This window comes from Streptomyces beigongshangae (genome assembly GCF_019710745.1).
Lineage (GTDB): Bacteria > Actinomycetota > Actinomycetes > Streptomycetales > Streptomycetaceae > Streptomyces > Streptomyces beigongshangae.
Genome location: NZ_JAHKJW010000013.1, coordinates 147,989 through 165,711 on the forward strand (window position 1 = coordinate 147,989; position 17,723 = coordinate 165,711).

Annotated in this window: 17 protein-coding genes; 12 read left to right on the forward strand and 5 right to left on the reverse strand. The window is 73.1% G+C overall.

All coding sequences use genetic code 11. The features are described from left to right. The first annotated feature begins 65 nt into the window (after positions 1-65). The 9 genes from rpmI (at position 66) to KM933_RS13000 (ending at position 10,809) form a co-directional block, all read left to right on the forward strand. Positions 66-260 carry a 50S ribosomal protein L35 gene (rpmI, locus tag KM933_RS12960; RefSeq protein ID WP_003947156.1) on the forward strand — a complete coding sequence of 65 codons (195 nt, stop codon included), beginning with the start codon at positions 66-68 and terminating at the stop codon, positions 258-260. A gap of 95 nt (positions 261-355) precedes the next feature. Then, a complete protein-coding gene (gene rplT / locus KM933_RS12965) occupies positions 356-739 on the forward strand; it encodes a 50S ribosomal protein L20 (protein ID WP_003970214.1) in 384 nt (127 codons plus the stop codon). Positions 740-968: 229 nt separating this feature from the next. Next, positions 969-1,811, forward strand: coding sequence for a TrmH family RNA methyltransferase (locus KM933_RS12970; protein WP_221351479.1), 843 nt, complete (start codon positions 969-971; stop codon positions 1,809-1,811). 121 nt (positions 1,812-1,932) lie between these two features. After that, entirely contained in the window at positions 1,933-3,087 is a 1,155-nt protein-coding gene (locus KM933_RS12975) for a sensor histidine kinase (RefSeq protein ID WP_221351482.1), read from the forward strand. A gap of 168 nt (positions 3,088-3,255) precedes the next feature. Continuing rightward, a complete protein-coding gene (pheS, locus tag KM933_RS12980) occupies positions 3,256-4,407 on the forward strand; it encodes a phenylalanine--tRNA ligase subunit alpha (protein ID WP_221351484.1) in 1,152 nt (383 codons plus the stop codon). Next, on the forward strand, positions 4,407-6,908 hold the full coding sequence (gene pheT, locus KM933_RS12985) for a phenylalanine--tRNA ligase subunit beta (RefSeq protein WP_221351486.1): 2,502 nt from the start codon (positions 4,407-4,409) through the stop codon (positions 6,906-6,908). The genes pheS and pheT overlap by 1 nt, the downstream gene beginning before the upstream one ends. A gap of 369 nt (positions 6,909-7,277) precedes the next feature. Next, positions 7,278-8,330: a PP2C family protein-serine/threonine phosphatase gene (locus KM933_RS12990; protein WP_260333478.1), complete on the forward strand. Its 1,053-nt coding sequence runs from the start codon at positions 7,278-7,280 to the stop codon at positions 8,328-8,330. Positions 8,331-8,668: 338 nt separating this feature from the next. Then, on the forward strand, positions 8,669-10,009 hold the full coding sequence (locus KM933_RS12995; RefSeq protein WP_221351490.1) for an NsdA family TPR-like regulatory protein: 1,341 nt from the start codon (positions 8,669-8,671) through the stop codon (positions 10,007-10,009). Between the two features lie 254 nt (positions 10,010-10,263). Next, a complete protein-coding gene (locus KM933_RS13000; protein ID WP_221351492.1) occupies positions 10,264-10,809 on the forward strand; it encodes an NUDIX hydrolase in 546 nt (181 codons plus the stop codon). A gap of 22 nt (positions 10,810-10,831) precedes the next feature. Here the strand turns inward: KM933_RS13000 and KM933_RS13005 are convergent, their stop codons facing one another. Together KM933_RS13005 and KM933_RS13010 are read right to left on the reverse strand one after the other, a co-directional pair. Continuing rightward, positions 10,832-11,089, reverse strand: a complete 258-nt coding sequence (locus tag KM933_RS13005) for a hypothetical protein (RefSeq protein ID WP_221351494.1) — start codon at positions 11,087-11,089, stop codon at positions 10,832-10,834. Positions 11,090-11,283: 194 nt separating this feature from the next. Then, positions 11,284-12,144 (reverse strand): 3-hydroxybutyryl-CoA dehydrogenase, encoded by an 861-nt coding sequence (locus tag KM933_RS13010; RefSeq protein ID WP_221351496.1) that lies wholly within the window; start codon positions 12,142-12,144, stop codon positions 11,284-11,286. 172 nt (positions 12,145-12,316) lie between these two features. Between KM933_RS13010 and KM933_RS13015 the strand changes: the two genes are divergently transcribed. Then, positions 12,317-13,612: a glycoside hydrolase family 10-like protein gene (locus KM933_RS13015; RefSeq protein WP_221351497.1), complete on the forward strand. Its 1,296-nt coding sequence runs from the start codon at positions 12,317-12,319 to the stop codon at positions 13,610-13,612. A 56-nt stretch (positions 13,613-13,668) separates the two neighbouring features. Here the strand turns inward: KM933_RS13015 and KM933_RS13020 are convergent, their stop codons facing one another. Together KM933_RS13020 and KM933_RS13025 are read right to left on the reverse strand one after the other, a co-directional pair. Next, entirely contained in the window at positions 13,669-13,866 is a 198-nt protein-coding gene (locus KM933_RS13020) for a DUF1918 domain-containing protein (RefSeq protein WP_221351574.1), read from the reverse strand. Between the two features lie 112 nt (positions 13,867-13,978). Beyond that, a complete protein-coding gene (locus tag KM933_RS13025) occupies positions 13,979-14,965 on the reverse strand; it encodes a DMT family transporter (protein WP_430727307.1) in 987 nt (328 codons plus the stop codon). Here KM933_RS13025 and KM933_RS13030 point away from each other — a divergent pair. Together KM933_RS13030 and KM933_RS13035 are read left to right on the forward strand one after the other, a co-directional pair. Continuing rightward, positions 14,865-16,436 (forward strand): aminotransferase-like domain-containing protein, encoded by a 1,572-nt coding sequence (locus KM933_RS13030; RefSeq protein ID WP_430727305.1) that lies wholly within the window; start codon positions 14,865-14,867, stop codon positions 16,434-16,436. The two genes, KM933_RS13025 and KM933_RS13030, sit on opposite strands and share 101 nt — an antisense overlap. Positions 16,437-16,554: 118 nt before the next feature. Next, a complete protein-coding gene (locus tag KM933_RS13035; protein ID WP_221351503.1) occupies positions 16,555-17,139 on the forward strand; it encodes a histidine phosphatase family protein in 585 nt (194 codons plus the stop codon). On the opposite strand, the gene KM933_RS13040 is transcribed toward KM933_RS13035, so the two are convergent. Continuing rightward, on the reverse strand, positions 17,136-17,651 hold the full coding sequence (locus KM933_RS13040) for a DUF6314 family protein (protein WP_221351576.1): 516 nt from the start codon (positions 17,649-17,651) through the stop codon (positions 17,136-17,138). The genes KM933_RS13035 and KM933_RS13040 overlap by 4 nt on opposite strands. Between the last annotated feature and the right edge of the window lie 72 nt (positions 17,652-17,723).

Sequence of the window (17,723 nt, forward strand, 5' to 3'; positions counted from 1 at the left end):
CGTTCCGTCGTGCCCGGTCCGACGACCGGGCACAGGAGCGCCACCGACGAGGAGAGAACGGCGCTATGCCGAAGAACAAGTCGCACAGCGGTGCCAGCAAGCGCTTCAAGATCACCGGCTCCGGCAAGGTGCTCCGCGAGCGCGCCGGCAAGCGCCACCTGCTCGAGCACAAGTCGTCGCGCCTGACGCGCCGCCTCACCGGCAACGCCGAGATGGCCCCGGGCGACGCCAAGAAGATCAAGAAGCTTCTCGGCAAGTGACGTCCCGGCGCCTCGGCGCCGTGCGTCAGGACCGGGACCCCATCGATTTCGGATCGTGTGACGACCTCCACGGTCCCGCTACAAGGAGTTAAAAAGTGGCACGCGTCAAGCGGGCAGTCAACGCCCACAAGAAGCGCCGGGCGATCCTCGAGGCGGCCTCCGGCTACCGCGGTCAGCGTTCGCGCCTGTACCGCAAGGCCAAGGAGCAGGTCACCCACTCGCTGGTCTACAACTACAACGACCGCAAGAAGCGCAAGGGCGACTTCCGGCAGCTGTGGATCCAGCGCATCAACGCTGCGGCCCGCCAGAACGGCATGACGTACAACCGCCTCATCCAGGGTCTGAAGGCCGCCAACATCGAGGTGGACCGCAAGATCCTCGCGGAGCTGGCCGTCAACGACGCCAACGCGTTCGCCGCGCTCGTCGAGGTCGCGCAGAAGGCCCTGCCGTCGGACGTCAACGCGCCCAAGGCTGCGTGACGTCGGCGCCGGCCCCTGGCCGGCTCCTGTGTGTGGGCTCGTTCGCCTTACGGCTGCGGGCCCACATTTGTCTTTCCGCTTCGCCTTGCCGCCGCTTGTCTTTCCGCTTCGCCTTGCCGCCGCTTGTCTTTCCGCTTCGCCTTGCCGCCGCCTTGCCGCCGCTTGTCTTCCCGCCGCTTTGCCGCCGCGCGTCGAGCGGCCCGCCCGCCCGTGAACCGAAGGTGACCCCATGCCCAGCGGCCCCGAGCTGATCTCCCCGCGCTCGCCGCGCGTCTCCGCCGCCCGGCGGCTGGCCCGGCGGAGCTTCCGGGGCAAGGAGCGGCTGTTCCTCGCCGAGGGACCGCAGGCCGTACGGGAGGCCGCCGCGCACCGGATCGGCGCCGGGCCCGCCCTCGTCGAGCTGTTCGCCACCGTCGACGCCGCGGAGCGGTACGCCGACATCGTGGGGGAGGCCCGCGGCGCCGGAGCCCGTGTGCACCTCGCCGCCGACGACGTGATCGCGGACATCTCGACCACCGTCACCCCGCAGGGGCTCGTCGGGATCTGCCGTTTCCTGGACACCCCGTTCGAGGAGATCGTCGGGGCGCGCCCCCGGCTGGTCGCCGTACTGGCACATGTGCGCGACCCCGGCAACGCGGGCACCGTCCTGCGGTGCGCCGACGCCGCCGGTGCCGACGCCGTCGTCCTCACCGACGCCTCCGTCGACCTGTACAACCCCAAGTCCGTACGGGCGTCGGTCGGTTCGCTGTTCCATCTGCCCGTCGCGGTCGGCGTGCCCGTGGAACAGGCGGTGCAGGGGCTCAGGGACGCCGGTGTGCGCATCCTGGCCGCCGACGGCGCGGGCGAGGACGACCTGGACGACGAGCTGGACAAGGGCACCATGGGCGGGCCGACCGCCTGGGTGTTCGGCAACGAGGCGTGGGGGCTCCCGGCGGAGACCCGCGCACTGGCGGACGCCGTCGTGCGGGTGCCGATCCACGGCAGGGCCGAGAGTCTGAACCTCGCGACGGCCGCCGCCGTATGTCTCTACGCGTCGGCTCGCGCGCAGCGTGCCCGCCGTGCCCGTTCCTGAGGGAGTCCGTTCCGTCACTCCCGGCTAGTAGGGTGACGGGCCCGGGGACCCGCCCCACGCTCTCGGCTGCGCTGGAGCAGGGAGGTCGCCCCGGATGCCGGACGAGAGGTGGGGTACGGGGATGAGTGTCGGCACGAGCGGTGCGACGGGCGCGCTGCGGGCACCCGGCGTCGGGAGCGCTCCCGTGCCCGGACCCGCCGACCCCGCGGACCCCGGCGGACCGGGCGTCGCCCCCGACGACCTGCCCGACGGCCTCGTGATCGCCGACGAGCGCGGCCGGGTCGTCTGCTTCAACGCCGCCGCCGTCCGGATCACCGCCACCCCCGCGGCCGACGCCCTCGGCCGCCCCCTCGACCGGGCCCTGCCGCTGGAGGACCTCGAAGGCCGCCGCTGGTGGCAGCTGACCGACCCGTACGGCGGCCTCGCGATCCGCAACGGACAGCCCGAGCGCAATCTGCTGCTGCCCGGGGGCCGCGAGGTCCTGGTGTCGGCGCGGTACGTGCGGCAGCGGCCCGCCGGACCGGTGCGCCGCGTGGTCGTCTCGCTCCGCGACACCGAGGCCCGCCGCCGCACCGAGCGCAGCCACGCGGAGCTGATCGCCACGGTCGCCCACGAACTGCGCTCGCCGCTCACCTCCGTCAAGGGCTTCACGGCCACGCTGCTCGCCAAGTGGGAGCGGTTCACCGACGACCAGAAGAAGCTGATGCTGGAGACGGTCGACGCCGACGCCGACCGCGTCACCCGTCTGATCGCCGAGCTCCTCGACATCTCGCGCATCGACTCCGGACGCCTGGAGGTGCGCCGGCAGCCCGTCGACATAGGCGCCGCCGTCGGCCGCCACATCCAGGCGTACGTCGCCGCCGGCCAGTCCGCCGACCGGTTCCTGCTGCGCATCGGGCAGCCGCTGCCCGACCTGTGGGCCGACCCCGACAAGGTCGACCAGGTCCTCAGCAACCTGCTGGAAAATGCGGTGCGGCACGGCGAGGGAACCGTCACCATCGACGTAGGGCCCGCGCCGTCCCCCCGCGAGGGGGAGGGCGCCTGCACGTCGGTCACGGTGAGCGACGAGGGCCCCGGCATCCCGGAGGAGTCCATGAACCGCGTCTTCACCCGCTTCTGGCGGGGCAGCAAGCGCGGCGGCACCGGTCTCGGGCTCTACATCGTCAAGGGCATCGTCGAAGCCCACGGCGGCACCATCACGGTCGGCCGCGCCCCCGAGGGCGGCGCGCGGTTCCGGTTTACGCTGCCCGTGGGCACCCCGGCGTATCTGCTGTGACGCCGTGGCGGCCCCACGGGCGCATGCGCACACCCCACCTTCGTTAGAATCGGTCTTTGGCACCTTTGCGTCCCCCTCTCGGGGACCGGGCGTCCCCTTCTCACGGACTGGACGTCCCGCACGTCGCGACGGGGACCGTCGGCCAACCAATCGGAAGCACGGGAAGAGATGTCGGCACCGAACAAGTCGTACGACCCTGTTGAGGTCGAGGCACTGAAACCGGAAGAGATCGAGCGCCTGCGGGACGAGGCGCTCGCCGCCTTCGCCGCCGCCGGTGACCTCGACGCGCTCCAGGAGGCCAAGGTCGCCCACACCGGGGGCGCCTCGCCGCTGGCCCTCGCCAACCGCGAGATCGGCGCCCTGCCCCCGCACGCCAAGGCCGCCGCCGGCAAGCTCGTCGGCCAGGCCCGCGCCGCGGTCGGCAAGGCCCTCGCCGGCCGCCAGGCCGAGCTGGAGGCCGAGCGGGACGCCCGCGTGCTGGTCGAGGAGGCCGTGGACGTCACCCTGCCGTACGACCGCGTGCCGGCCGGCGCCCGGCACCCGCTGACCACCATGATGGAGCGGGTCGCGGACGTCTTCGTGTCCATGGGGTACGAGATCGCCGAGGGCCCCGAGGTCGAGGCGGAGTGGTTCAACTTCGACGCCCTGAACTTCGGCCCGGACCACCCGGCCCGGCAGATGCAGGACACCTTCTTCGTGCGGCCCGCCGAAGACGGCAGGGGCGCCGGAGGCGCCGAAAGCGCGGACGGCGAGTCCGGTGTCGTGCTGCGGACCCACACCTCGCCCGTGCAGGCCCGCGCGCTCCTCGACCGGCGGCCGCCCGTCTACGTCGTGTGTCCCGGCCGCGTGTACCGCACGGACGAGCTGGACGCCACGCACACCCCGGTCTTCCACCAGATCGAGCTGCTCGCCGTCGACGAGGGCCTCACCATGGCCGACCTGAAGGGCACGCTGGACCACATGGTCCGCTCGCTCTTCGGCGCCGGCATGAAGACCCGGCTGCGCCCGAACTTCTTCCCGTTCACCGAGCCGTCCGCCGAGATGGACATGCTCTGCTACGTGTGCAGGGGCGAGTCCGTCGGCCGACCCGACCGCCCCTGCCGCACCTGCTCCAGCGAGGGCTGGATCGAGCTGGGCGGCTGCGGCATGGTCAACCCGCGGGTGCTCACCGCCTGCGGGGTGGACCCGGAGAAGTACAGCGGATTCGCCTTCGGGTTCGGCATCGAGCGGATGCTGATGTTCCGCCACAACGTCGAAGACATGCGAGACATGGTCGAGGGTGACGTCCGGTTCACCCGGCCGTTCGGGATGGAGATCTGATGCGGGTCCCGCTTTCCTGGCTGCGGGAGTACGTCGACCTCCCCGCCACCGAGACCGGCCGCGACGTGCAGGCCCGGCTCGTCTCCGCCGGCCTGGAGGTCGAGCGGGTCGAGCAGCTCGGCGCCGACCTCAAGGGGCCGCTCGTCGTCGGTCAGGTGCTGACCATCGAGGAGCTGGAGGGCTTCAAGAAGCCCATCCGCTTCTGCACCGTCGACGTCGGCACCGCCAACGGCACCGGCGAGCCGCAGGAGATCGTCTGCGGCGCCCGCAACTTCGCCGTCGGCGACAAGGTCGTCGTGGTGCTGCCCGGCGCCGTGCTGCCCGGCGACTTCGCGATCGCCGCGCGCAAGACGTACGGCAGGACCTCGCACGGCATGATCTGCTCCGGCGACGAGCTGGGCATGGGCGACGACGGCTCCGGGGGCATCATCGTCCTGCCGCCCGAGCACGAGGCGGGCACGGACGCGATCGAGCTGCTCGAACTCGTCGACGAGGTCCTCGACATCGCCGTCACGCCCGACCGCGGCTACGCCCTGTCGATGCGCGGCGTCGCCCGCGAGACCGCCACCGCCTACGGGCTGCCGCTGCGCGACCCGGCGCTGCTCGACGTGCCGGGCCCGAACGCGTTCGGGCACCCGGTGCGGATCGCCGACCCGCTGGGCTGCGACCGCTTCACCGCGCGCACCGTCACCGGTCTGTCGCCCGAGGCCCGCTCCCCGATCTGGCTGCAGCGCCGCCTCCAGAAGGCCGGCATGCGCCCGATCTCGCTGGCCGTCGACGTCACCAACTACGTGATGCTGGAGCTCGGGCAGCCCCTGCACGCGTACGACCGCTCCCGGATCCAGGGCACGATCGGTGTGCGCCGGGCCGAGCCGGGCGAGAAGCTCACCACCCTCGACGGCGCCAAGCGCACGCTGGACGCCGAGGACCTGGTGATCACCGACGACCGCGGGCCCATCGGCCTGGCCGGTGTCATGGGCGGTGCCGACACCGAGATCGACGACGCCGAGGGCACCACCACCGAGGTCGTCGTCGAGGCCGCGCACTTCGACCCGGTCTCCGTCGCGCGCACGGCCCGCCGCCACAAGCTGGCCTCCGAGGCGTCCAGGCGCTTCGAGCGGGGCGTCGACCCGGAGGCCGCGGCGGCCGCCGCCCAGCGCACGGTCGACCTGCTGGTCCTCCTCGCGGGCGGTACCGCCGACGCCGGGGTCACGCAGATCGCCGCGCCGTCCGCGCCGCACACCGTCACCATCCCGGCGGACCACCCGGACAGGGTCGCGGGCGTCGCCTACGGCCGCGAGACCGTCGTACGCCGTCTGCAGGAGGTCGGCTGTGACGTCTACGGCCAGGACGAGCTGATCGTCACCGTGCCGTCCTGGCGGCCCGACCTCACCGACCCGAACGACCTGGCCGAAGAGGTCATCCGGCTGGAGGGCTACGAGAACCTGCCCTCGACGCTGCCCCGGCCCCCCGCGGGCCCGGGTCTGACCGACCGGCAGCGGCTGCACCGCCGGGTCGGCCGCGCGCTGGCCGGCGCCGGGTACGTGGAGGCGCTGAACTACCCGTTCATCGGCACCGAGGTGCTCGACCAGCTCGGCCTGGAGGCGGACGACCCGCGCCGTACCCTGGTGAAGCTGGTCAACCCGCTCTCCGACGAAGAGCCCGCGATGCGTACGACGCTGCTGCCGGGGCTGCTCGGCGCACTGCGGCGCAACGACGGCCGGGGCTCGCACGACCTGGCGCTCTTCGAGACCGGCCTGGTCTTCCGGCCGACCGGCGAGGAGGGGAGGGCCGGCCGCCTGCCCGTCGACCGCCGGCCCACCGACGAGGAGCTCGCCGGGATCGACGCCGCGCTGCCGCACCAGCCGCGCCGCGCCGCCGTCGTCCTCGCGGGCGCCCGCGAGCAGACCGGCTGGTGGGGGAAGGGACGTCCGGCGGACTGGGCGGACGCCGTCGAGGCCGCCCGTACCGTCGCCCGCGAGGCCGGGGTGGAACTGACCGTGCGCGGTGACCGGCACGCCCCCTGGCACCCGGGCCGCTGCGCCGCGCTGTACGTCACGGTGGACGGCGCGGAGACGCTCGTCGGCCACGCCGGTGAGCTGCACCCGCGGGTCGTCAAGGCACTGCACCTGCCGGAGCGCAGCTGCGCCATGGAGATCGAGCTCGACCTGCTGGAGCGGGCGGGCACCGGGGCGCTCACCGCGCCGCGCATCTCCACGTTCCCGGTCGCCACGCAGGACGTGGCGCTCGTCGTCGCCCGGGACGTCCCGGCCGCCGACGTGGAGGCCGCGCTGCGCGAGGGGGCGGGTGAACTGCTGGAGTCGATCCGGCTGTTCGACGCGTACGAGGGCGAGCAGCTCGGCGAGGGACACAAGTCGCTCGCCTACGCGTTGCGGTTCCGGGCCGGGGACCGGACGCTGACCGTGGACGAGGCGTCCGCCGCGCGGGACGCCGCGGTCGCCCTCGCGGGAGAGCGGACCGGGGCCGCTCTGCGGGGGTAGCGGGAGCAGCGGGGACAGCGGGAACGGCCTCTCAGGCGCGGCTCCGTCGGTGGTGACGGGGCCGCGCCGAGGTACCTCACTCATTTGGGTGACAAGTGGGGAGGATGTGGCCCGATCGGGGCAGGCGGTCGACAGAATCGATCCGGCCGAACAGGCCGGTGCCTGCGCTGAGAAGGGCCTAGGGGGGCCGTCGGCATGATCCGTACCAAAGCTGGGGTACCCCGCCGGACCGGGCCCCGGGCGAACCGCCGGGCACCCTGGCGAAGAGCCGCCACCTGGTTGCTGCACCACGCTCCGGCCCGCAGGTCCGGCCACGCCGAGGTCCGTCGCCCCGACCGGTGCGGGCAGCGGCTGCGGCACTTGTGCGTCATGGGGCTGCCCACCGCCTGGGGCGCCGCGGCGGTCACGTACAAACTGGCCTGCCCGCTCGCCCGGCAGAACGGGCTGGGCGCGCGGATCACCACCTGCGCCGTCTTCTTCGCCGTCGGCACGGGACTGGTGCTGCACGTCAGACGGGGGCTGCTGCGGGAACTGCAGCAGATCCGCCGGGTCGCGGGAGCCGCGCAGGGCGTCCTGCTGCGTCCGCTGCCGCCGCGCATCGACGGACTGGGCCTGGCGGCCGCCCAGTTGTCCGCGGACCGCGGGGCCAGTGTCGGGGGCGACCTGTACGAGGTGATCGGCACCGAGCACGGCGTGCGGATCGTGATGGGCGACGTCCGCGGGCACGGGCTGGCCGCCATCGGGACCGTCGCCGCCGTCCTGGGCAGCTTCCGCGAGGCCGTCCACGACGAGGCCGAACTCACCGGCGTGCTGCGGAAGATGGAGCGCGCCCTGGACCGCCACCTCGGGGAGCGCGCGAAGGCCGGGCACCCCTCGTCGGGGCCGGACCCGGACGGCACGGTCGCCGAGGAGTTCGTCACCGTGCTGCTCCTGGAGATCGGCCGCGACGGCGGGATGCGCGCCCTGAACTGCGGTCACCCCTGGCCGTATCTGCTACGCGCCGACGAGCACCGGGCCGGTGCGCGACCCGGTGCACGCCCCGGCGCACGGGGGCGGGTGGAGCCCCTGGGGTCCGGTGACCCGATGCCGCCGCTGGGGCCCTTCCCCCTTCCGGGCGAACTGGCCGCGGTTCCCTGCGGGCTGCTGCTGCCCGGCGACGCGCTGTTCCTGTACACGGACGGTGTCGAGGACGCCCGCGACGGTGCCGGCCGGTTCTTTCCGCTGGCCGCCACGCTGGCCGAGGCCACCGGCACCCGGCCGGCCTGCCCGCAGACCGTGCTCGGCACGGTCTTCACCCGGCTCCTGGACCACACGGGCGGCCCGCCCACCGACGACGTGGCCCTCCTGGTCCTGCGGAACGACCGGGACGAACCCCCGGCACCACCGCAGCTCGAACACATGACCCACCACAGCACCCTCTGAGGGGCGCGGGGAACTGCGCGACCGGCCGAAACGGACCCGCACCCGGCAACGGAACGGCAGTTACCCGGCCGGCCCCGGCGGAGCCGGCCGGCGCCGTCCGTCCGGCCACGGAGTGTCGGGCAGGCGGCCGGGCGGACGGCGTTGTTCCGGGCCGCCGCTGTACGAGGGGGAGTCGGCGGCCCGGCCGGCCTCTTGCGAGGCATTTCAGTCAATCGACCCACCACTCACAGCGACAGCGCGCGCACCTGCTGGATCCGGGCACTCCGTTCACACCCCGTGTGAAGGGGGAGGGACTAAGTTGAAAGGCACCGTCTGCACCGAGGCACGGGATGACATCCATGCAGCCCAACACTCTGCTCGACGCGGTCCTCGACGAGGCCGGGATCTCCCACGCGGGACTCGCCGCCCATGTGAACCAGGCAGGGCGGGCGCGCGGTCTGGCGCTCCGTTACGAACACACCGCGGTCGCACGGTGGCTGAAGGGGCAGCGGCCCCGTGGCCAGGTGCCCGACCTGATCTGCGAGGTCCTCGCCGCCCGGCTCCAGCGGCCCGTCACGCTCGACGACATCGGCCTCGGTGTACCCGGCGAGCCGGCCGCCCCGCACGGCACGACGCTCTCCGGCTTCGTCGAGCGGGCCACCGCCCTGTGGCGCTCCGACGAACAGCAGCGCCCGCACATCCTCGGCGCCCCCGCGGTCACGGGCACGCCCGCCGTGATGCCGGTGTGGGAGTGGGAGAACCCGCCGGAGGACGTGGACGTCTCACGCGGCGGCCGGCAGCGCGTACGCATGTCCGACATCGAGATGCTGCGCGCCGCCCGCGCCCACTACGAGCAGCTGTACCGCAAGGCCGGCGGCGTCGCGACCCGTACCCGCATCGTCGGGTTCCTCAACTCCGAGACGGCGCCGCTCCTGCGGGGCAGCTACACCGACGCCACCGGCCGTCAGCTCCACCGCGCCACCGGCGGTCTGGTGGCGATCGCCGGCATCTGCGCGTACGACTCCGACGCGCACGGGCTCGCCCAGCGCTACTTCCACCAGGCGCTCAGGCTCGCGAAGGCCAGCGGGGACAGGGGACTCGGCGCCTACGTGATCGCGCTCCTCGTCAACCAGGCGCTGTTCATGCGGGAGCACCGGCAGGCCGTGGCCTTCGCCGAGGCCGCACTGCGCGCCGCGGGACGGCACATCACCCCGGCGCTCGCGGCAGACCTCTCCGCGATGCAGGCCAAGGCGTACGCCCACCTCGGTGACGGCAGCAGCGCGCTGTCCTGCATCCGGCGTGCCGAGCAGGCCGCCGACCGCATCCGGCGCGGGCACGAGCCGGACGAGACCGGCTATGTCCAGCCCGGCCTGGTCAATGTGCAGGTGGCGGAGGCGCTGCTGAGCCTCGGCGACCTGAGCGCCGCCCGGGAGCACGCCGCGGCCGCCGTGGACGAACCGGCGCACGACCGGGGCAGAGTGCACCGGCTGGCCATGCTCAGCCACATCGAGCTGCGCCAGGGGAACGCCGACCGGGCGGTGGTCTCCGCGGTCGAGATGGCGGAGCGAGCGCGGGGGATGGAGTCGCAGCGGCTGCGCGACAGACTGCGGACGGTACGCGAACACCTGGTGGCGAGCGGGTGCGAGGGCACGTCCGAGGCCGCCGAACTCATCGACGGAGCGCTGCGCGTACCGCTCTAGACCGTCACCGGCTCCGGGAACCGACGACCGCACCGGGGGAACTCCACCGGTGCAGCCTTCCGGACAGGGGTCCGGAGGGAACCCTGCACGATGCCGTCCCGACCGCTCGCGGGGGTCTCCGACCAGGTCCCGCGGAGCGGACGACTCCGCGCCCACCGCCGCGCCGGAAGTGCGCTGCGAGCAGCCTGCCGCGCCTGCTGTACACCCGTCCCTGCTGCGATATTGCCATCTACCCGGCGGAAGGTGGCAGAAAAGTGCAGTGGACGACAAAGAACGAACAAATTGTGTACGCAAATCGCTGGTTCAGCGTCAATCTCGCAGATGTCGAGCTCCCGAACGGCCGGCATCTCGATCACTTCCTGATCCGGCTGCGGCCTGTCGCCGTGGCCACTGTCGTGAACGAGGCGAACGAGGTGCTCCTCCTGTGGAGGCACCGCTTCATCACCGACAGCTGGGGATGGGAGCTCGCCGCGGGTGTCGTCGAGGACGGTGAGGACATCGCCGTCGCGGCGGCCCGCGAACTGGAGGAGGAGACCGGCTGGCGGCCGGGACCTCTGCGTCCTCTGATGTGCGTCGAGCCCTCGAACGGGCTCACCGACGCACGGCACCACATCTACTGGGCCGACGAGGGCGCGTACATCGGACATCCCGTGGACGACTTCGAGTCGGACCGCCGGGAATGGGTGCCTCTCAAACTCGTTCCCGACATGGTCGCCCGTGGTGAGGTTCCGGCCGCCAACATGGCAGCCGCGCTACTCCTTCTGCACCATCTGAGGCTCGGGCAGGACGCCTTGCCCTGATCCCCCCACCGCGTCCATGGGTCTAACGGCCCAGAGCCTGCCAGACCGCCACGGCGAGCGCGCCCACTGCCGTGACGACCGCGACCGCTCTGAGCGGCCAGCGGGTGTGTTCGAGCGCGATGACCCGTGTACTCAGGTCGTCGAGTTCCTTGGCGGTCTGTTCGGCGCGATGACTGAGCAGAGTCATACCGCCCTCGACGGTGGCGTGCGCCACGTCGAGACGGCGGCGTAACTCTGCGACTTCTCCGTGGACCACGGGATGGGCCGGGTCGGCGCTCACGTCTCCGCTCCTTCTGTAGTCGTCACATCCCTTTCACGTGCACGGAAAGTCAACCCCCCAGGTGGACGCGTGGGGAGCGTGTGCGAGGGGCATATGCGAGCCCGTGGCGCACACGGTGTGTGAATACAGCGGGCCCGGCTCTCCGACGAGAGCCGGGCCCGCGTAGACCTACCGTTGTACGGACGGTGGAGGGCTCAGGCGTAGGTGTAGAAGCCGGACCCCGACTTCCGGCCCAGCCGTCCCGCGTCGACCATCCGCTGGAGCAGCGGCGGAGCGGCGTACAGGGGTTCCTTGTACTCCTCGTACATCGAGTACGCGACCGACGCGACCGTGTCGAGTCCGATCAGGTCGGACAGCTTGAGCGGGCCCATCGGGTGGGCGCAGCCGAGCTCCATGCCGTTGTCGATGTCCTCGCGGCTCGCCATGCCGGACTCGAACATCCGGATCGCGGAGAGGAGGTACGGGATCAGCAGCGCGTTCACCACGAAGCCGGACCGGTCCTGGGCGCGGATCGCGTGTTTGCCGAGGATCTTCTCCACCAGGGACTGTGCCCGGCTGAGGGTGCCCTCGGACGTGGTGAGCGCAGGGATCAGCTCGACGAGCTTCTGCACCGGGGCCGGGTTGAAGAAGTGGATGCCGACGACCTGGTCGGGACGCGAGGTCGCGACGGCGAGTTTCACCAGCGGGATGGAGGAGGTGTTCGAGGCGAGGATCGCGTCCTGCCGGAGCACCACCTGGTCGAGCACCTGGAAGATCTCCGTCTTCACCTGCTCGTTCTCCACGACCGCCTCGATCACCAGGTCGCGGTCGGAGAACTCGCCGAGATCGGTGGTGAAGGACAGCCGCCCCTGCGTGGCGTCCCGCTCCTCCTCGGAGATCTTGCCGCGTTCGGCCGCCCTGGAGAGCGAGTTGTGGAGCCGGGCCCGGCCGATCTCCAACGCCTCACCGGTGGTCTCGGCGACCTTCACGTCCAGGCCGGCGCGGGCGCACACCTCGGCGATGCCCGCTCCCATCTGGCCGCAGCCCACCACTCCGACGCGCTCGATGTCGGTCACATCGTCCCTTTCGCTCTCGCTGTCCCGGGGCCGGCGGGTGTCCGGGGTCCCGCCCCCGCCGCGCCACGCACGTTACTCCGGATCCGTCCCCGATCTGCGGGGCGGGTCGGGCATGCTGTGCGGGGTAAACGGTCCGTGACGAGGCGGACCCACTGTGTGAAGGGTGTGTGACATGGGGCGTATGTCACGACGGGGATTCGCGGCGGCCGCGGCGGCCGGACTGTCGGGACTCATCACGGCGGGTCCGGCGATGGCGGCTCCGACGTCCGGCGCCGGGGGCGGCCCTCCCCGGGGAGGCGGTGCTCCCCGGGGGGACGGGGTTCCCCCGCGCCGGGCCGCCACCGGCGCGCTGCGCGGGATGTGGCTGGCGACCGTGGCGAACCGCGACTGGCCCTCGAAGCCCGGCCTGACCGCGGACCAGCAGCGCACCGAACTGCTCGCGTACCTCGACACGGCGGTGGAGCGCCGGCTGAACGCCGTGATCTTCCAGGTGCGCCCCACGGCCGACGCGCTGTGGCCCTCGCCCCACGAGCCGTGGTCGCAGTACCTGACGGGGACGCAGGGCAAGGACCCCGGCTGGGACCCGCTGGGCACCGCCGTCGAGGAGGCGCACGCGCGCGGACTGGAACTGCACGCCTGGTTCAATCCGTACCGCGTCGCCAACCACACGGACCCGTCGCGGCTCGTCGCCACGCACCCGGCCCGCGTCCACCCCGACTGGATCGTGCCCTACGGCAGCAAGCTCTACTACAACCCCGGCCTGCCGGAGGTCCGCTCCTTCGTCCAGGACGCGATGCTCGACGCGGTCCAGAAGTACGCCGTCGACGCCGTCCACTGGGACGACTACTTCTACCCGTACCCGGTCGCGGGGGAGGAGTTCGACGACGACGCCGCGTACGCCGAGCACGGCGGGCAGTTCCCCGACCGGGCGGCGTGGCGGCGCGACAACATCAATCTGCTGGTGCGGGAGACGGCCGCCCGCATCAAGCAGGTCAGACCGGCCGCGATGTTCGGGATCAGCCCCTTCGGGGTGTGGCGCAACGCCGCGACCGACCCGCTGGGCTCGGACACCCGGGCGGGGGTGCAGACGTACGACGACCTGTACGCGGACACGCGCACCTGGGTCCGGGAGCACTGGATCGACTACATCTGCCCGCAGCTGTACTGGAACATCGGCTTCGCCGCGGCCGACTACGCCAAGCTGGTCCCCTGGTGGGCCGCGGTCGCGAGCGGCAGCGGCACCGGTCTGTACGTGGGGGAGGCGCTCTACAAGGCCGGTGACCCGGCGCAGCCCGAGGCATGGCAGGACCCGGCGGAGCTGTCGAAGCACCTCACCCTCGCCAAGGACCATCCGGAGGTGGGCGGGCACGTGTTCTTCTCGGCCAAGGAAGTGGTCGCCGACCGGAACGGGGCCATGGCCAGGGTGGTCGCCGACCACTACCAGCAGCCGGCGGGATCCACCCGCTGACCCACGCCCGCTGACCCACGGGGGCCGTCCGCCGGTCTGCGTGGTCCCCCGACTGCCTACCGGGGGCCGTCCTCGCGGTGCTGGACCACGCAGTCGGGGCCGGGCGACATCAGGGTCTCGTGACCGTCCTCGAAACGGACCCGGTAAGGAGGGCCGCCCCGCTGGCCGAGCACCTCGATGACTTCCGCGACCCGGTCGTGCTGCCCGACCACCCTGCCGTGCACCAGCAGCTGGTCGCCTACGGTTGCCCGCATCTGCAGGACCTCCTCGTCCGCCTCGTTCCGTCTGTTCATGTACGGGAGTGGCGATTCGTGCCCGTAAGTCTACGGCGGGCGGCGCGACTTGGGGCCGATCCGCGGGTAACGGTCAGCCCCGGGCCCGTTGGGTGACGGCGATGCAGACGAGCACGGCGCCGGCCGTCAGCGGGGCGGCCGGGGTCAGGTGCTCGCCCAGGAGCAGCACCGACCACACCAGGGTCAGCAGCGGCTGGGCGAGCTGCAGCTGGCTGGCCTTCGGGACGCCGATGGCGGCCATGCCGCGGTACCAGACGACCAGGCCGAGGAACTGCGAACCGGCGGCGACCCACAGCAGCCCGGTCACACTGTGCGCGGTCAGCTCCACGGGCTCCTGCGACAGCGCGACCGCGGCCACGGGCAGCGTGAGCGGCAGGCACAGGACCAGGGCCCAGCCGATGACCTGCCAGCCCGGCATCACCCGGGCCAGCCGGCCGCCCTCCGTGTAGCCCGCAGCGCAGACCAGCAGCGCCGCGAAGAGGTAGGCGTCCGCGCTGCTCAGGGCGCCGCCGCTCTGCCGCACGGTGAAGGCGATGACCACGGCGGCGCCGGCGAGGGCCGCGGCCCAGAACATACGGGAGGGGCGGGTGCCCGTCCGCAGCGCCGAGAGCAGGGCCGTCGTCAGGGGGAGCAGTCCGACCACGACCGCGGCGTGCGCGGTGGTCGACGTCTCCAGGGCGAGGGTGGTGAGCAGCGGGAAGCCGAGCACGACCCCGGCCGCGACGACGGCCAGGCCCGCCCAGTGGCGTCGGCGGGGGAGCGGCACGCGCAGGGCGAGGAGGCAGGCACCGGCGATGACCGCGGCGAGGACGCTGCGCACCGCCACGAGCGACCAGGGGCCGAAGCCCTCCAGGCCCCACGCGGTGGCGGGGAAGGTGAGGGAGAACGCGACGACACCGAGCGCGGCGAGGAGGGTCCCGGCCCGGGGCCCCGGCTGGGCGGAGCCCCGCCCGCCGACGGTGTCCGTCCCGACAGTGTTTGTCCCGGCGGTGTCCGTCCCGGCGGCCTCCGCCCCGACAGTGTCCGTCCGGGTGGGAACCGCTATCGATGTGTGCGCAATAGCGCTACTCTCTGCTCTCATGCATGAGCGTAGCAGTGTCGGTGATCTGGCCGACAGGCTGAGAAGTGAGCTGGACCGCTACTCTCCCGGTGGAAAGCTGCCGTCGAGCCGGGCGCTCGTGGAGCGGTTCGGGGTGAGCCCCGTGACCGTGTCCCGGGCGCTGGCCCGGCTCTCCGCGGAGGGGCTGGTGGTCACCAGGCCGGGGGCCGGGGCGTTCCGGGCCGAGCCGCGCGACGCCGGGCCCGCCGTGGGCGACACCTCCTGGCAGGAGGTCGCGCTCAGCGCCGACGCCGCGTCCGAACTCGTCCCCCGCACGGTGGACGCCTCGGGCGTCCTCGTCTCGCTGGCCGTCCCGCCGCCGGGGGTCGTCGAGTTCAACGGCGGCTATCTGCACCCCTCCCTGCAACCGGAGCGGGCGATGGCGGCGGCGCTGTCCCGGGCGGGCCGGCGTCCCGGCGCCTGGGCGCGCCCGCCGATCGACGGCCTGCCGGAGCTCCGCGAGTGGTTCGCGCGGAGCGTCGGGGGCGCCGTCACCGCCGCCGAGGTGCTCGTCACGTCCGGCGGCCAGTCCGCGCTGACCACCGCGCTGCGCGCGCTCGCCCCGCCCGGCGCACCGGTCCTCGTCGAGTCGCCCACCTACCCCGGCATGCTCGCCATCGCCCGCGCGGCCGGACTGCGGCCCGTACCCGTGCCCGTGGACCGGGACGGTGTGCGCCCGGCACTGCTCGCCGACGCCTTCCGGGCCACCGGCGCGCGGGTGTTCGTCTGCCAGCCGCTGTTCCAGAACCCGACCGGCGCGGTGCTCGCCCCGGCACGGCGGGGCGAGGTGCTGCGGATCGCGCGGGACGCGGGCGCGTTCGTCGTGGAGGACGACTTCGTCCGCCGGCTCGTGCACGAGGACGCGGGACCGCTGCCGCGACCGCTGGCCGCCGACGACCCCGACGGAGTCGTCGTGCACGTGTGCTCGCTGACCAAGGCGACCTCGCCGAGCTTCCGGGTGGGTGCGCTGGCCGCCCGCGGGCCCGTGCTGGAGCGGCTGCGGGCGATCCAGGTCGTCGACACCTTCTTCGTGCCGCGTCCCCTCCAGGAGGCGGCCCTGGAACTCGTCGGCTCGCCCGCCTGGCCCCGCCATCTGCGTGTCCTCTCGGCCGACCTGCGCGGCCGGCGCGACGCGATGGCCGCCGCGCTCCGCCTGCACCTGCCCGAACTCGCCCTGCCCCACGTCCCGTCCGGTGGTTACCAGCTCTGGGTGCGCCTGCCCGACGGCACGGACGAGTCCGCCCTCCTCGCCGCCGCCCTGCGCGCGGGCGTGGCGCTCACTCCGGGCCGCCCCTACTTCAGCGCGGAGCCGCCGGCGGCCCATCTGCGGCTCAGCTTCGCGGCGGTCGCGGGCACCGCGGAGATCACCGAGGGCGTCCGGAGACTGCGTACGGCCTGCGCGGAGACCGGTGTGACGGCGGGGCCGGTGTGACGGCGGGGCCGGGGTGATGAAGGGGCTGGTGCGACGACGGGCCCGGTCTCCGTGAGCATTCCGTGAGCGCCGTGGATCAGCTCTTGACCTGCTCGGTCCCGGCCCCCACGATCGCCGCATGCATGTTCGGGTCACGCTGATCGCCGCCGCCCGTGGTTCCTCGCCGCCCGCCGAGCGCTTCGACGACGACCGGCCGCTGGACCAGACGGGCTGGGGCGAGGTGCAGCGTGCCGCCCACGCGCTGGTGCCGCTGGCGGCGGCCGAGCTGCGGTACTGCTCGCCGACGCCGCGCAGCCGGGCCACCGGTGACGCGCTGGGCCTCGCGCCGCTGGTCCAGCCGGCCCTGCGGGACTGCGACATGGGCCGCTGGCGCGGTCTGACCCTCGGCGAGGCGATGGCCCGTGAACCCCAGGCCGTGGACGCCTGGCTCGCCGACCCGTTCTCGGTGGCCCACGGCGGTGAACCGATGGTGGAGTTCATCCGGCGGGTGGGAGGCTGGCTCGACACCCGCCCCGCCGAGGACGGCGGCCGGATCGTCGCCGTGGCCGAACCCGCGGTGGTCCGCGCCGCGCTCGTCTACGCGCTCAGGGCGCACTCGTCGACGTACTGGAACCTCGACGTCCGTCCGCTGTCCACGGTCACCCTCATCGGCTGGGCGGGCCGCTGGAACCTCCGGTTCGAGGCCCGGCACGAACCTGTCTAGTCCCGTGTGTAGTCCGTCGTCAGGAGCAGGTGCTTGGCCGGGCCGCCCACCCGCCACACCGTCCGCCAGCGGTCCGCGCCGTACACGCTGAACTCGCCCCGGTAGAGGTCCGCCGCGCACGGATGGTCGGCGGTGTACCGCCCCGAGGTCAGGTCCAGGTCGTGGAAGGGGCGGCCGTCGGCGAACCGCACGTCGGCGCGGCCGGGCCCGTCGCCCGGCAGGAACCGCAGGGTGCGCTCGGCGGGCCGGGCCACGCCCTGCCACTCGAAGGTGCCGGACTCGCGGTGGAGCAGCCCTGCGGACCCTTTTGTCCCTCCAGACCCTTCAGACCTCTCGGCCCCCTCGGCCCTCTCGGCCCTCTCGGCCCCCTCGGGCCATTCGGACCACTCGAACACCGTCGCCCCCCGGAAGGCGCCGGTCGCCCCGCTCGCGAGGTCCCGCACCGAGCGCTCCACCCGCCAGCTCCCGGCGAGGTACGCCAGCACATCGCTCACCGGCCGGAATCCGGCCATCCCGTCCGCCACCGCGGCCTCTCCCGTCCGAACTGTTGACGCGCTTCTGCCTCCTCCCTATCTTGCCGTTCG